Source organism: Devosia sp. P2_G7 (assembly GCF_056403495.1).
In genome coordinates this window covers 126675-140538 of the sequence record NZ_JBFUFI010000009.1, presented here as the reverse complement: position 1 = coordinate 140538, position 13864 = coordinate 126675, and the positions used below count along the sequence as shown (strand labels likewise).

Below are 13864 nucleotides of genomic sequence, written 5' to 3'. Positions count from 1 at the left end.
TTGACTCAGAGCTTCTGGAACACGGCGGGAGCGACCTGGCGGACGGCGAGCGAGGTGCCGATCATCGACTCGGAATGGCCGAGGACGATGTAGCCACCCGGCCGCAGATGGCCGACGAGGCGGGCAACGACGGCATCCTGATCGGCCTTCTCGAAGTAGATCAGCACGTTGCGGAGGAAGATGACGTCGACGTCGCGATCGAACGGATAGGTCTGGTCCATCAGGTTGAGATGGGCGAAGCGGACCAGGCGCCGCAGCTCGGGGACTATGCGGACCTCGCGGCGGGCGCCGGGGCGGCGGGCATGCATGACGTAGCGCGCCTGCAGCTCGGGTGGCACCGGGGCGATCATTTCGGCGGAATAGACGGCGCGGCGGCCCTGGGCCAGCACGGCAGTGGAGATGTCGGTGCCGAGTATGGCGAAGCGGAAATCGCTGCGCTCCGCCGCGAGTTCGTCGAGCACCATGGCGAGGGTGTAGGCCTCGGCGCCGGTGGAGCTGGCGGCGCTCCAGACCTTGAGCAGCGGGTTGCGCTCGCGCGCCTTGAGCAGCGAGGGCACCATCTCAGCGACGAGGAAATCGAAATGCTCGGCCTCGCGGAAGAAGTCGGTCTTGTTGGTGGTGACGGCGTTGATCAGGTGGGTGAGTTCGCGCTCGAGCCCGCCCTGCTTGAACAGCATGTCGCAATAGGCGGCGAAATCGGCCTGGCCGAGGGCGCGCATGCGCTTGCGCAGCCGACCTTCGACCATCAGCCGCTTGCCGGGCGGCAGCTTGATGCCGGCCTCGCCCTCTATGAGCTTGGCGATGCGGGAGAAATCGAGGGCGGAGAGGTGGTCGTCGCCGTCGTCGATGGGCTGGGGCTTGAGGGCGAGGCTAGGCATGGGGGGCCTCCGTGGCGAGGGAGGGGCCGGTGTCGGCTGACCCCCACCCCTGTCCCCTCCCCCTAAGAATGGGGAGGGAGACCCTCACACGGAGGCCGGTGGCGAACGTCTCCCTCCCCCTGTTCGGGGGGAGGGGACAGGGGTGGGGGTCAGCGCGCGCCGGCGTCGCAGTCACGTTGCACATCACGCCGCTTCCGCCACGCTGCCGAGCAGGCGATCGAGGTCCAATACCGTAACGAAGCTGCCGTTGCGGCGGCCGATGCCGGCCACCGAGTGGTCGCGCCAGTTGCCGGAGATGGAGGGTGGCGGATCGAGCTGGTCGGCGTCGAGCACGGTGACCTCGAAGACCCGGTCGGTGCGGAGGCCGACAGTCATGGTGCCGGCGCCCGCATCGACGTTGAGCACGACGATGCGGGTGTTCTCGGTGTCGTCGGCTTCGGGCAGGCCGAGGGTGAGGCGCAGGTCGAGCACCGGGATGCCCTGGCCGCGCACATCGGTCATGCCGAGCAGGTTCGGCGGGGCCTGCGGCAGGCGCGCCACCGGCCGCATCTCGAGGATCTCCTGCACCTTTTCGACCGGGGCGGCGAACAGCTCGCCGTTGACGCCGAGGGTCACGTATTGCGCACGTTCGGCCATCTCCGCTCTCCTCAGGCCGCGCCGCGACGAGTGAACTCGCCGTCGAGTTCGTCGCCGGCGTCATCGATATCGAGATCGAAGCCACCATTGCCGCCAGCACGGGCGGCCGGGCGCAAGCGCGGGGCCATGTGCGGAGACTTGGCCATGATCTCGCTGCGGAGCGCGGTGGTGCGCTTGGCCGCCGGCTTCTTCGGCGCCTCGACGGCGGCGTCGCGGCCGGTCTCGATGCGGAAGTAGCTGATGGCATTCTGCAGCTGCTCGGCCTGGCTCGCGAGTTCCTCGGAGGTGGCCGACATTTCTTCGGCCGCCGAGGTGTTCTGCTGGGTGACCTTGTCGAGCTGCTGGATGGCGGTGTTGATCTGGGCGGCGCCGGCGTTCTGCTCGCGGGCGCCGGCTGTGATCTCTTCCACCAGTTCGGCGGTGCGCTGGATGTCGGGCACCAGGCGGGTCAGCATTTCGCCGGCCGACTGGGCGGTCTTCACCGTGGTGTCGGACAGGGTGGAGATCTCGGCGGCGGCAGCCTGGCTGCGTTCGGCGAGCTTTCTGACCTCGGACGCGACCACGGCGAAGCCGCGGCCGTGTTCGCCGGCCCGGGCGGCTTCGACGGCGGCGTTGAGCGCCAGCAGGTCTGTCTGGCGGGCGATCTCCTGCACCACCATGATCTTCTGGGCGATGGTCTGCATGGCGGTGACGGCATCGTTGACCGCCTCGCCGGAGGCGATGGCATCGGCGGCCGACTGGCGGGCGATCTTTTCGGTCTGGAGCGCGTTGTCTGCGGACTGCTTGATGGTGGCGGCCATTTCTTCCATCGAGGCGGATGCCTCCTCGGTGGACGAGGCCTGCTCGGTGGCGCCCTGGCTCAGCTGCTCGGCGGTGGCCGAGAGCTGCTGCGAACCGGCCGAGACGTTGTTGGCCGAGGTGATGGCTTCGGCGATGACGTCGCGGAGCTTTTCGACCATGCGCTCCAGGGCGAGGCCAAGCGTGTCACGGTCGGAGAGCGGCTTTGGCTCGACGGTGAGATCGCCATCGGCGATGCGGTCGGCGATGGCAGCGGTGACCCGGAGGTTGCCGGTCATCACGTTGACGGTATCAACCAGATCCTTGATTTCGTCATTGGACCTGATCTCGATGTCCTGGTTGAGATCGCCGATGGCGACGGCGCTCACCACTTGCTTGATCTTGCCGAGGCCGCGGCTGATGCCGAGGATGATCACGGCGGCAGCGGTGATGGCGATGAGGGTGGAGCCGACGAGCAGCGCGGTCAGCAGCAGCGAGGAGGAGCCGTAGAGGTTCTCGGCGCCGCTGATGGCCTCGTCGAGCTGGGAGTTGTTGAGGGCGACGATCGAGTCGAGCGCGTCGACCGACTGGGCGCGCACTTCGGCGGCCTTGCCGGCGGCGAGCGCAAATGCCTCGGCGTCCTGGTTCAGCAGGGCGAGGCGGCGGACCTCGGCGTGTTGCACGAGATAGGCGTCGTAGGCGGCGGTGAAGGTCTCGACCAGCGGCTTGCCCTTTTCGCTCGACAGCTCATGCAGCGCGGCGGCGCCGGTCTTCACCGCGGCGATGCGGGTGTCCATCGAGGCGATCAGCTCGTTGAGGCGGGCAAGGTCCTGGGCGAGGATCAGGTTCTTCTCGTCGCGGGCCACGGTGAGGGTCGAGACCTCGAGCCCCGAGGCGAGCTGGATGCGCTTGACGTTGCCTTCCATGGCGGCGCTGAACGAGGCGTTGAGCTGGCCCAGGTTCATCAGCGCGATGCCCATGCTGACGGCGCTGAGGACGATAACGGCGGCGAAAGCTGCGATCAGCTTGGCCTTGATGGTAATTCTCATGGCGTGGCCCCCTTAGCCCACGGACGCGCGTTCTGCGGTCCCTGCCCAAAATAGTGCAGTCAGTACTCGGCGTTCTGCGGATAGAACCGGGGCGGCGGAGGCTGCCCCGGTTGTGGAGTCGTGGACGTCAGGCGGCGCCGCGGCGGGTGAACTCGCTATCGAGGTCGTCGCCCATGTCGTCGAGTTCGAGATCGAAGCCGCCACCGGATGCGGCGCGGGACGGCGCTTTCTTCCGCGCCAGGTGCGGAGCCTTCTGCAGGATCTCATCCTGCAGCTGGGCGGCGCGCCGGGTGCGCTGCGGGGCGCGATCGTTGGCGGGCGCCGCGACGCGGGCCGGCTGCTGGCCCTGATCGATGCGGAAGTAGCTGATGGCGCTCTGCAGCTGTTCGGCCTGGCTCGCCAGCTCCTCGGAGGTGGCCGACATTTCTTCGGCTGCCGAAGTGTTCTGCTGGGTCACCTTGTCGAGCTGCTGGATGGCGGTGTTGATCTGCGCGGCGCCGGCATTCTGCTCGCGCGAGCCGGCGGAGATTTCTTCCACCAGTTCGGCGGTGCGGCGGATGTCGGGGACGAGCTTCGACAGCATGTCCCCGGCGGAGCGGGCGGCCTTGACCGTATCGGTCGAGAGGGTGGAGATCTCGGCGGCGGCAGCCTGGCTGCGTTCGGCGAGCTTTCGCACCTCGGAGGCGACCACGGCGAAGCCACGGCCATGTTCACCGGCGCGGGCGGCTTCGACAGCGGCATTCAGGGCGAGAAGGTCGGTCTGGCGGGCGATCTCCTGCACGACCATGATCTTTTCGGCGATGGTCTGCATGGCGGTGACCGCGTTGCCTACGGCTTCGCCGGAGGCATTGGCATCGGCGGCCGACTGGCGGGCGATCTTTTCGGTCTGCGACGCGTTGTCGGCCGATTGCTTGATGGTCGAAGCCATCTCTTCCATCGAGGCGGATGCCTCTTCGGTGGAGGAGGCCTGCTCGGTGGCGCCCTGGCTCAACTGCTCGGCGGTGGCCGAGAGTTCCTGCGAGCCGGAGGCGACGTTGCGGGCGGCGGCGGTGACTTCGGAGACGACCTCGCGGAGCTTCTGCGTCATCAGGTTGAGCGCGTCGATGACGTCCTTGATCTCGTCGTTCGACTTGACCTTGGCCACGGCGCTGAGATCGCCGGAGGCGACGGCGTTGGCGAGACCAAGGGCGGCGCCGAGCGACTTCGAGATCGAGACGATGATCCACAGTGCGGCGAGGACGGCGACGACGATCGAGCCGATGAGCAGGCCGACGAGCAGCGTCATCGAACTCTCGTAGAGCTGCCTCGCCTCATCATCGGCGGCGTTGAGCAGCTGCTTGTTGTGGTCGATCATGGCGGTGAGGACGCTGTTGACGTCGCGACGCAGTACGGCCGCGGCGTCGGCGGCCTGCACCGCGTTGTAGTCGCCGCGCTGGATCGAGATATCGACGGCCTTGTCCATTGCCACGACGAGCGCGGCATAAGCGTCGCTGGCGGCGGCCAGCAGCGGCGCCTCGGTGGCCGGGACGATGCGCTGCAGGGTGGGGAACAGTTCGGCGAGGCTTGCCTTGCCGGCCGTGAAATCGGCGTACCACTCGTCCTGCTTGGCGGGGAGCGAGGAGGCGAGCAGCACGTTGCGCTGCTGGCGGAAGGAATCGGTGATGGTCATGAAGGCTTCGGACGCCGCCTTGAAGGCGGGGAAGGCCGAGAGGTCGCCGGCCGAGACCCGCTGCGAGAGCGCGTTGACCAGGGCGCCCATGGTCTCCTCGACCTTGCCGAGGGCGCCGCTGCCGTCGGTAGTTGTGATGGTGAGGGCCTGGGTGTCGGTGTTGAGCCTCGCCAGATCGAGGGCCTTGGTCATTTCGGCGCGGTAGGCAGCGAGCTTGGCCGCGTAGTCGGGGAAGAGGCTGCGGACCTCCTCATCGCTGACATTGCCATCGAGGGTCGTGAAGAGGCCGTCGATGTCGGTGAACTCGGCATCGATTTTGTTGACGTAGTCATCGATCGCTGCCGGATCATCGGTGATGATGGCGGCGCGGACTCGAGAGCCGAGGCTTTCAAGGTGGGTCTGCATGTCCTGCATGGTGAGGACATTGGCCGCGCGGACGTTGACGATGGTGTTCAGCGACTGGTTGAGCTTGTCGAGGTTCTGTAGCGCGATGCCCATGCTGACGCCGGACATGACCACGACGGCGCCGAAGACGGCGGCCAGTTTTGCCTTGATGGTAAGCCTCATGATGCGGCCCTTTCTTCTGACGCTGCGGGCGGGCCGCTTCTGCGACCCTCAAGTTCGAAAATGCGGTGGATGTCGGGGATGATGATGAACTCCCCCCGGCGCTTGCCGATGCCGCGCACATAGTCGGGCCGCCAGCGCATGCCGACGCGCGGGGCCTCCTCGATGGCGGCGGGCTCGATGTCGGTGACGTCATAGACCTTGTCGGCAAGGATGCCGACGACGCTCGGCTCGCCGTCGATCTCAGTTTCGATGACGACGATGCGGGTGTCCTGGTCCGCCGCGGCACTGCGCATGCCGAAGGCAACCTTGAGGTTGGTGAGCGGCACGACGCGGCCGCGCACATTGATGAGTCCGGCGGCGAAGGGCGAGGCGTTGGGCACCTCGGTGACCGGCACCAGATCGAGGATCTCGCGCACGCTCTGGGCTTCGATGGCGAAGAGCTCGTCATCAAGCCGAAGGGTAAGCGCACGCATCGGTTGGGTGAACGCGGTCATGCGGCGGCCCTCCCCTCGGCGCTTCTGAAGCGCTCCTCATGGGCCTGGCCGTAGGAGACCAGCCGCGAGGTATCGAGGATCAGCGCCACGGTGCCGTCGCCCAGGATGGTGGCGCCCGAGAAGGTCTCGAGGTCGGTGTGGAGCTTACTGAGCTGCTTGATGACGGTCTGGTTGTTGCCGATGATCTGATCGACCACGAGACCTGCCCTGCCCTCTCCCGAGGAGATTATCACCACCTTCTGGTGGGTTTCCGGCTCGCCCGGGGTGTTGAACATGTCGCGAAGGCGGAGGAACGGCACCAGGCTGCCGCGGATATCGAGGAAGTTGCGGCCGCGCGACTGGGTGCCGGCGGTGACCGGCAGCTCGACGCACTCCTCGACCGCCGAGAGCGGGATCGAGTAGCGGCCATTGCCGACGCGGACCAGCATGCCCTCGATGATGGCGAGGGTAAGCGGCAGACGGAGTGTGGCGGTAGTGCCCTCGCCCGGCTTGGTGGAAAGCTCGATCTTGCCGCGGAGGCCATCGATGGTGCGCTTGACCACATCCATGCCAACGCCGCGTCCCGAGAGCGAGGTGACTTCCTTGGCGGTCGAGAAGCCCGGCGCGAAGATCAGCTGGAACAGGTCGTGGTCGGCGATGCGGGATTCCGGCGTCAGCAGCCCCTGCTCTTCCGCCTTGGCGCGGATGCGGGCGGCGTTGAGGCCAGCGCCGTCGTCGGTGACCGAGATCGCGACCTCGGCGCCGGCATAGACGGCGGAGAGACGAACGGTGCCCTTGATCGGCTTGCCGGCCTTGATGCGCTGCTCGGCCGTTTCGAGCCCGTGGTCGACGGAGTTGCGGATGAGGTGGACCAGCGGATCAGCGAGCCGCTCGATCATGGTCTTGTCGAGCTCGGTGTCCTCACCGGTGGTGATGAACTCGATCTCCTTGTCGAGATCGCGGGAGAGGTCGTGAACGAGGCGGCGGAAGCGCGAGAACAGCGAGCCGATCGGCACCATGCGGATGCCCATGGTGGTGTCGCGCAGGCCGGAGCTGAGGCGCTCCAGTTCCTCGGCGATGGTCTTCAAGTTGCCGTCGGAACTCTGGGCGGCCATCTGGGACAGGCGGGCCTGGGCGATCACCAGTTCGCCGACGCGATCCATCAGTTCATCGAGCCGTTCGGCCGGGACGCGGAGCGAGGTGGAGCCGCGTTCGACGGTTTCGGATTTCTGTTCCTTTGGCTCGCGGGCGGCGCGAACCGGGAGCGCCTCGGCAACCGGCTCGTCGGGTTCCGCGACGGGCTCGTCCTCGGCGAGGATGGCCAGCACCGGCGAAGGCACCACTTCGGCGGCGGCGAGCGGCTCGATCGACAGCTCCATCCCGTCCTTCAGGAACAGGAAGACGTCGTCAAGCGCTTCGGTGGGGTCGGGGTGGGTGAGATCGACCTGCCAGGCGAGGTGGCAGGCTTCGGGGTCGAGGGCGTCGAGGGTCGGCACGCTGTCGATCAGCGCCGTCACTTCGCAGGGGCCGAGGTCGGCGATCTCACCGAGCAGCAGCAACGGGTTGGTGCCGTGGAGCAGTGCGTCCTCGGGCAGCTTGAAGCAGATGCGCCATCGGCCGGTCGGTTCGGGGGCGACATTGGCGGCGACGGTCGCGCTTTTCGCCATGGGCGCCGCGGGGAAGCGGTCGGGCTCGACGATGTCGCGCAACGCGGCGAGGATGGCCTCTCCGGCGTCGGTCGCGGCGTCCGGTGTCTCGATCAGGTGGTGGACATGGTCCTTGGCGTCGAGCGCCACACCGACCAGATCCGGGGTGATCGGCGACAGACCCTTGCGGACCCGGTCGAAGGCGGTTTCGAACTCGTGGACGAATGCCGCGACGTCGGTGAAGCCGAACATCGCGCCACTGCCCTTGATGGTGTGGAGCGCCCGGAAGACGGAGTTGACCAGGTCGGCGTCGGCGGGGTTCTGCTCGAGATCGAGCAGGCCCTGCTCCAGCTGCTCGAGCAGCTCACGAGCTTCCTGGCGGAAGGTTTCGGTCGGATCGGAACTCATGCGCCGGTCACCTTCTTGATCACGGCCAGCAGTTGGTCCTGCTTGAAGGGCTTCACGATCCAGCCGGTGGCGCCGGACTCGCGGGCCTGGCGCTTCAGTTCCTCGTCGGACTCTGTGGTGAGGAGGATCACCGGGATGCCCTTGCCGGCGGGGTGCTGGCGGAACTTCTTGAGGAACTCCAGCCCGTTCATGACCGGCATGTTGAGATCGGTGATGACGGCGTGGACGGTTTCGGTGGTGGCCTTGTTGTAGCCCTCGAGCCCGTTGCCGGCCTCGAGCACGGTGAGGCCGGCGCTTTTCAGCGTCATGGCGACCATCTGCCGGATGGAGGCGGAATCGTCGATGGTGAGGATGGTCTTGCTCATGCCGCCTCGCGGGTGGTGATGGTCCAGGACAGGGTGGGCACCAGCGGCCGGCCGGCCTCGGTGAAGAAGCCAGCGCGGACCAGGGCCCTCGCCATCGGCGTCGCGGCAGCGGCAGCGAGGCTGAGGCTGCGGCCGGAGGCGGCGGCGGTCTTGGCGGCGGCAACCAGCAGCTGCAGCGTGCCGGCGTCGACGCTCTCGACGTCACTGGTGTCGATGACGATCGACTCGTGCTCAGCCAGCGCCTTGGCGAGGCGCTGGTGCAGCTCGGAAATGTTGCGCAAGGAAAGGTCACCGCTCAAATGGAGCGGGTGCGGAGGTGGTCGCGACATGGGTTCTTCTGGCCCCGGATGAGTATGCTTCTGCGATACGAAACGTCTTGCGGTAGGCGCAAAGCGACAGCCTGCGGCGAAGCGACGTGTTCTGTCGCACCGGCCGAAAACAGTCCCCGCGTCCACGGAATTGCTGTTTGCCCCTGATGACAACGATGATCGACGGTATGTGTTAAGTCTCAATTACCGCTAAGCAGTATTTGGTAGAATTATGCAGATGAAGTAATCGCAAGTATTATTGCAGCTGATATGAATCCTACACATCACGCCGCATCGGCTGCGGGAATCGTTGCGTGACTCCGGGCGAGTCGTCGAATGCTTGCCGGGAGTCACCGCGAGCACCATTCGGGCGACCAATACTGCGGATACTGCCGTCGCGAGATCACGGCGCAGACGAGCGCGCGGCATAGTGCCGGGCCTCGTCCAGCGAGTGTCGTGGCGGCGTGATGACGAGGACTTTGCGGAACAGGAAACCGGTTTCACCCGGCGAGGCGGACGTTCTCTGGGACGGCCGACATCAGCGCGACGATTTCGGGCCAGCGGAGTTCGAAGGCGGCCACACAGGCCGGGTCGAAATGGGTGCCGGAGAGCGAGACGATCTCGCGGCGGGCCTCCTCGATGGGCCAGGCGCGCTTGTAGGGACGCTCGGAACAGAGGGCGTCGAAAACGTCGGCGATGGCGACGACGCGGGCTTCGACCGGGATATCGGTGCCGGAAAGGCGATCCGGGTAGCCGGCACCGTCCCAGCGCTCGTGGTGGCTCTGGGCGATCAGTTCGGCGGTGCGGATGACTTCGGAGGAGCCATGCTCGAGGATGCGCGCGCCGATCGAGACATGGGTGCGCATGATCTTGAGCTCGTCCGGCGTGAGCTTGCCGGGCTTCGAAAGGATGGCGTCGGCGATGCCGATCTTGCCGATGTCGTGCAGCGGCGCCGCGAGATAGATGACCCGGCAGCGCTCGGGGCTGAGCCCGATGGCGGCGGCGATCAGCGAAGAGACCTGGGCGACGCGCGAGACATGCTCGCCGGTGTCGCCGTCGCGGTATTCGATAGCGCGCGCGAGGCGCCAGATGATCTCTTCCTCGCGCTCGACCAGGTGGCGGGTGGCGCTCTCGACCTCGCGGGCGAGCCAGGCGGCGCGGTCGGCGAGCTCGATCTGCGACTGGCGCAGCGCGAGGAGATTGCGCACGCGGGCCTGCAACTCGGTGGAATCGAACGGCTTGTTGACGAAATCGGTGGCGCCGGCGGCGATGGCGCGGACCCGCAGGGCCGGGGCGTTGTCGGAGGTGACCATGACGATGGGCACCAGCCGATAGGCTTCCTGGGCGCGGAGGCGGCGGGTGAGCTCGACGCCATCCATTTCGGGCATGACGTGGTCGACGAGCACAAGATCGAACTGGGTGGTGGTGGCGAGCGCCAAGGCCTTGGAGGGCAGCAGGCAGGAGGCGATCTCGATGCCTTCGAGCGCACCGATCACATGGCCGAGGAAGGCCAGGCTCGATCGCGAGTCATCGATAATTAGCACACGCACCGGCTGAGCCCCTACAAGCCGCTGTTGACCGCTGCAGCTAAGCAGGGGCGAGTTAACAATATCAAAAGCTGCGTAGTTGCCTGAGGACGACGTTACGGGTGGTTACTGATTTGTATTTGTATAATTTAAGGTCAGCCGCAATCAGGTCTGCGGAACGGCAGTTGACCAGGTGGTCAAAAGCTAGCGGGCAGTCCAGCCGCCATCGATCAACAGGGTCTGGCCAGTAATCAGGCTGGCGGCGGGGGACGCGAGGAAGGCGACGGCGCCGGAGACCTCTTTGGGCTGGCCGACGCGGTGCAGCGCGGCGATGCGCTCGACCACGTCGTCGCGGAAGCCGGGGCGGCCGAGGGCTTCGGCGGTGCCGTCGGTTTCGATGAAGGTGGGGGCGACGGCGTTGACGGTGATCCGATGCTTGCCCCACTCAACGGCCATGCACTTGGTCATGTGGGCGACCGCGGCCTTCGACAGGCAGTAGATGCCCTCGCCGGGGAGCGCGATGAAGCCGGCCTGCGAGCTCATGTTGACGATGGCGCCGCCCTTGCCGCGGGCGATCATGTGGCGGGCAACGCGCTGGGCGATGAAGAAGCTCGCCTTAACGTTGAGATTGATAGTGAGGTCGAACTCGTCCTCGGTGAAATCCTCGATCGGCCCCTCGGTGCCGCCGCCGACATTGTTGACGAGGATATCGAGGTGGCCGAGCGCGGCGATGGCGGCATCGACTGCGGTGTAGGCCTGGGGCAGGTCCATCACATCCATCTGCAGCGGCACGGCGCGGCGGCCCAGCGCTTCGATCTCGGCTTGCACCCCGGCGCCGGAGGCGATGTCGCGGAGGCCCAGCGCGATGTCGGCGCCGGCATTGGCGAGGGCCAATGCGATGGCGCGGCCGAGGCCGCGGGCGGCGCCGGTGACGAGCGCGGTCTTGCCGGTGAGGTCGTAGCTGGGCAGGTCGGTCATGTGGTTCCCCCTCGTTCGTGCGATGACACAGATAGTGGCATGCACCGCGCCGGTGCGGCAGGTAAAACCGCCTCGACGCATCCAGCGACGCTCGCTAGAAAGCTCGCACCGCTGCAACGTTGCAGCGCAACGAGGATCGCATTCGCCCGGGCCAGTTCCCCGGGGGCGACCAAGAGGGAGCTGAAGCATGCCGGCCACGACCACCCAACCCTGGCGCAACCGTCCGTATCACCGGCGGTGGCTGCTGGAGCAGGCGGATGCGCTGTTCGGGTTCTTCCAGAACCGCGCCTTCAACCCCAAGGGCGGCTTCTTCGATCTCGATCCGACCGGCAAGCCGGCCAACCCGGACAATCCGGTGCGCGGCATCCACTCGACGGCGCGCATGGTGCACTGCTTCGCCATCGGCAGCCTGCTGGGCCGGCCGGGCTCGGACCTGATCGTCGACCACGGCATGAAGTTCCTGTGGGAACGGCACCGCGACAGCAAGGCGGGCGGCTATTTCTGGACCGTAGACGACAACGGGCCGCGCGATGGGCGGAAGCAGGGCTACGGCCACGCCTTCGTGCTGCTCGCCTCATCGAGCGCCAAGCTGGTGGGACATCCGCTGGCCGACAAGATGCTGGCGGATGTGACCGAGATCCTCGAGACCAAGTTCTGGGAAGAGCAGCACGGCGCTATTGCCGAGGAGTTCAACGCCGACTGGTCGGTGATAGCGCCGTATCACGGGCAGAACTCCAATATGCACCTCACCGAGGCGCTGATGGCGGCGTTCGAGGCGACGGGGGAGCGCAGCTATCTCGACAAGGCGGAGCGCATCGCCGACCTGATCATCCGGCGTAAGGCGGGCGAGAACGGGTTCCGCGTGGCCGAGCATTTCGACGGCAACTGGGTGGTGGACAAGAGCTATCTCGGCGACCAGATGTTCCGGCCGCCCGGCACCACGCCGGGGCACTGGCTCGAGTGGTCGCGCCTCGTGCTGCAGCTCTGGGCGCTGGGCGGCAAGCAGCACGCCTGGATGCCGGACGCGGCCGAAGCGCTGTTCGCGCAGTCGATCGCGCTGGGCTGGGACAAGGCGAGGGGCGGGTTCTTCTACAACCTCGACTGGAACGACAAGCCCGACATGCGCGACAAGCTGTGGTGGCCGGCCTCCGAAGCGATCGGCGCCGCGGCGTTCCTCTGCGAACACCGGCCGAGCGCCTTCCACGAGGAGTGGTACCGCCACATCTGGGACGTCATCGCCAGCTCGTTCATCGACGAGACCAATGGCGGCTGGCACGAGCAGCTAACGGAGGACCTGAAGCCGAGCTACACGCTGTTCGGCGGCAAGGGCGACATCTACCACGCGCTGCAGGCCTGTTTGATCCCGCTCTATCCGGCGACGGGGAGTTTGACGAAGGGCTTGCTGGCGGAGATTTCATCGCAGTAGCCGCCGTCGCGGAGCCGGGTGGACAAGCGGCCTGCCGAAGATAGTGTTCCCCCGGTAGCAAGGGGGGAGCGGCTATGAGTGGGGAGGAGACTGGACCGGCGAGCGAAGCAGCGGGCGGCGGCTTGCGGTCTCGCGCCTATCGTGCGCTGACCGGGGGGCTGTCGGAGAAGGTCGGCTGTCGCGGACGAACATCGTCCTGATCGTCTTGATCATCGCTTCGATCCTGTTTGCCATCGCCGACAGCGAAGAGACGATCGCCGGACCCTACACGCAGGTGTTCCGGGTTATCGAAGCCGGCTTCGGCATTATCTTTCTCGGCGAGTATCTGCTGCGGGTGTGGGCTAGCGCCGAGGATCCGCGCTATGGCGGCGGCATCAGGGGCATGCTGCGGTTTGCGCTCACGCCGGCGGCGATCATCGACCTGCTGGCGCTGTCGCCCCTGTTCTTCGCAGCCATCGGCAGCGAAGCCTATGTCCTGCGACTGCTGCGGCTGTTGCGGATACTTCGGTTGACCAAGATCGGCCGCTATTCCAGCGCCGCCGCCGACATCTGGCAGGCGGTGCGGCTGCGGCGGTACGAGCTCGGCATCAGCCTCGCCGCCGGGCTGTTCCTGATGCTGGTGTCGTCGGCCTGCCTCTATGCACTGGAGGGAGCCGACCAGCCCGAGAAATTCGGCAGCATTCTGCGCGCCATGTGGTGGTCGATTTCGACGCTGACTGTCGGCTACGGCGACGTCTATCCCATCACGGTGGCCGGCAAGGTGTTCGCCAGCATCACCGCGCTGATCGGTATCGGACTGGTCGCGGTGCCTACGGGCATCATCGCAGCAGCCTTCGGCGAGGTGCTGAGCTCACGGGCGAAAGACGATGATGCGGGTGCTCCCGCCACCGTCGATCGCGCTGCGTTCGACCAGGCGATCGAAGCGCAGGTGGCCCGCGCGGAGGAGCAGGGGCGGCCGCATGTCGAGATCAATGCCGGAGAGCTGCATCGCCAGCTCGGTGGGTATCCGGGGACGTTGCACCGAATGCCGGTCGCCTGCGCCGCACTGCGGGCGGCCATGAAGGAAGGCGACATGGTGACCTTCGAGCCACCGAAGGGAAACGGCGCCGCCTTCACAGTGCGCTATGAATTGAGGCGCTGAGCTCACGCGGGTGCCCT

General features: G+C 66.7%; 12 protein-coding genes. 2 read left to right on the top strand and 10 right to left on the bottom strand.

The features are described from left to right. Window positions 1–5: 5 nt before the first annotated feature. The 10 genes from AC1DWU_RS15715 to AC1DWU_RS15670 all read right to left on the bottom strand — a co-directional run bounded on the left by AC1DWU_RS15715 (window position 6) and on the right by AC1DWU_RS15670 (window position 11280). Window positions 6–878 carry a CheR family methyltransferase gene (locus AC1DWU_RS15715; protein ID WP_477150941.1) on the bottom strand — a complete coding sequence of 291 codons (873 nt, stop codon included), beginning with the start codon at window positions 876–878 and terminating at the stop codon, window positions 6–8. Between the two features lie 183 nt (window positions 879–1061). Continuing rightward, on the bottom strand, window positions 1062–1514 hold the full coding sequence (locus tag AC1DWU_RS15710; protein ID WP_477150940.1) for a chemotaxis protein CheW: 453 nt from the start codon (window positions 1512–1514) through the stop codon (window positions 1062–1064). An 11-nt stretch (window positions 1515–1525) separates the two neighbouring features. Beyond that, window positions 1526–3340 carry a methyl-accepting chemotaxis protein gene (locus AC1DWU_RS15705; protein ID WP_477150939.1) on the bottom strand — a complete coding sequence of 605 codons (1815 nt, stop codon included), beginning with the start codon at window positions 3338–3340 and terminating at the stop codon, window positions 1526–1528. A gap of 127 nt (window positions 3341–3467) precedes the next feature. After that, window positions 3468–5576, bottom strand: coding sequence for a HAMP domain-containing methyl-accepting chemotaxis protein (locus AC1DWU_RS15700; protein WP_477150938.1), 2109 nt, complete (start codon window positions 5574–5576; stop codon window positions 3468–3470). Beyond that, window positions 5573–6070, bottom strand: coding sequence for a chemotaxis protein CheW (locus AC1DWU_RS15695; RefSeq protein WP_477150937.1), 498 nt, complete (start codon window positions 6068–6070; stop codon window positions 5573–5575). Before AC1DWU_RS15695 ends, AC1DWU_RS15700 begins: the two co-directional genes overlap by 4 nt. Then, entirely contained in the window at window positions 6067–8103 is a 2037-nt protein-coding gene (locus AC1DWU_RS15690) for a chemotaxis protein CheA (RefSeq protein ID WP_477150936.1), read from the bottom strand. Before AC1DWU_RS15690 ends, AC1DWU_RS15695 begins: the two co-directional genes overlap by 4 nt. Next, window positions 8100–8468, bottom strand: a complete 369-nt coding sequence (locus AC1DWU_RS15685) for a response regulator (RefSeq protein ID WP_477150935.1) — start codon at window positions 8466–8468, stop codon at window positions 8100–8102. Before AC1DWU_RS15685 ends, AC1DWU_RS15690 begins: the two co-directional genes overlap by 4 nt. Next, complete coding sequence (locus AC1DWU_RS15680; protein ID WP_477150934.1) at window positions 8465–8797, bottom strand: STAS domain-containing protein; 333 nt, start codon at window positions 8795–8797, stop codon at window positions 8465–8467. The genes AC1DWU_RS15685 and AC1DWU_RS15680 overlap by 4 nt, the downstream gene beginning before the upstream one ends. A 479-nt stretch (window positions 8798–9276) precedes the next feature. Continuing rightward, window positions 9277–10326: an HD domain-containing phosphohydrolase gene (locus AC1DWU_RS15675; RefSeq protein ID WP_477150933.1), complete on the bottom strand. Its 1050-nt coding sequence runs from the start codon at window positions 10324–10326 to the stop codon at window positions 9277–9279. Window positions 10327–10506: 180 nt separating this feature from the next. Then, a complete protein-coding gene (locus AC1DWU_RS15670) occupies window positions 10507–11280 on the bottom strand; it encodes an SDR family NAD(P)-dependent oxidoreductase (protein WP_477150932.1) in 774 nt (257 codons plus the stop codon). 187 nt (window positions 11281–11467) lie between these two features. Between AC1DWU_RS15670 and AC1DWU_RS15665 the strand changes: the two genes are divergently transcribed. Further along, on the top strand, window positions 11468–12706 hold the full coding sequence (locus AC1DWU_RS15665) for an AGE family epimerase/isomerase (protein WP_477150931.1): 1239 nt from the start codon (window positions 11468–11470) through the stop codon (window positions 12704–12706). Between the two features lie 175 nt (window positions 12707–12881). Then, a complete protein-coding gene (locus tag AC1DWU_RS15660; RefSeq protein ID WP_477151015.1) occupies window positions 12882–13847 on the top strand; it encodes a potassium channel family protein in 966 nt (321 codons plus the stop codon). Window positions 13848–13864: the final 17 nt, after the last annotated feature.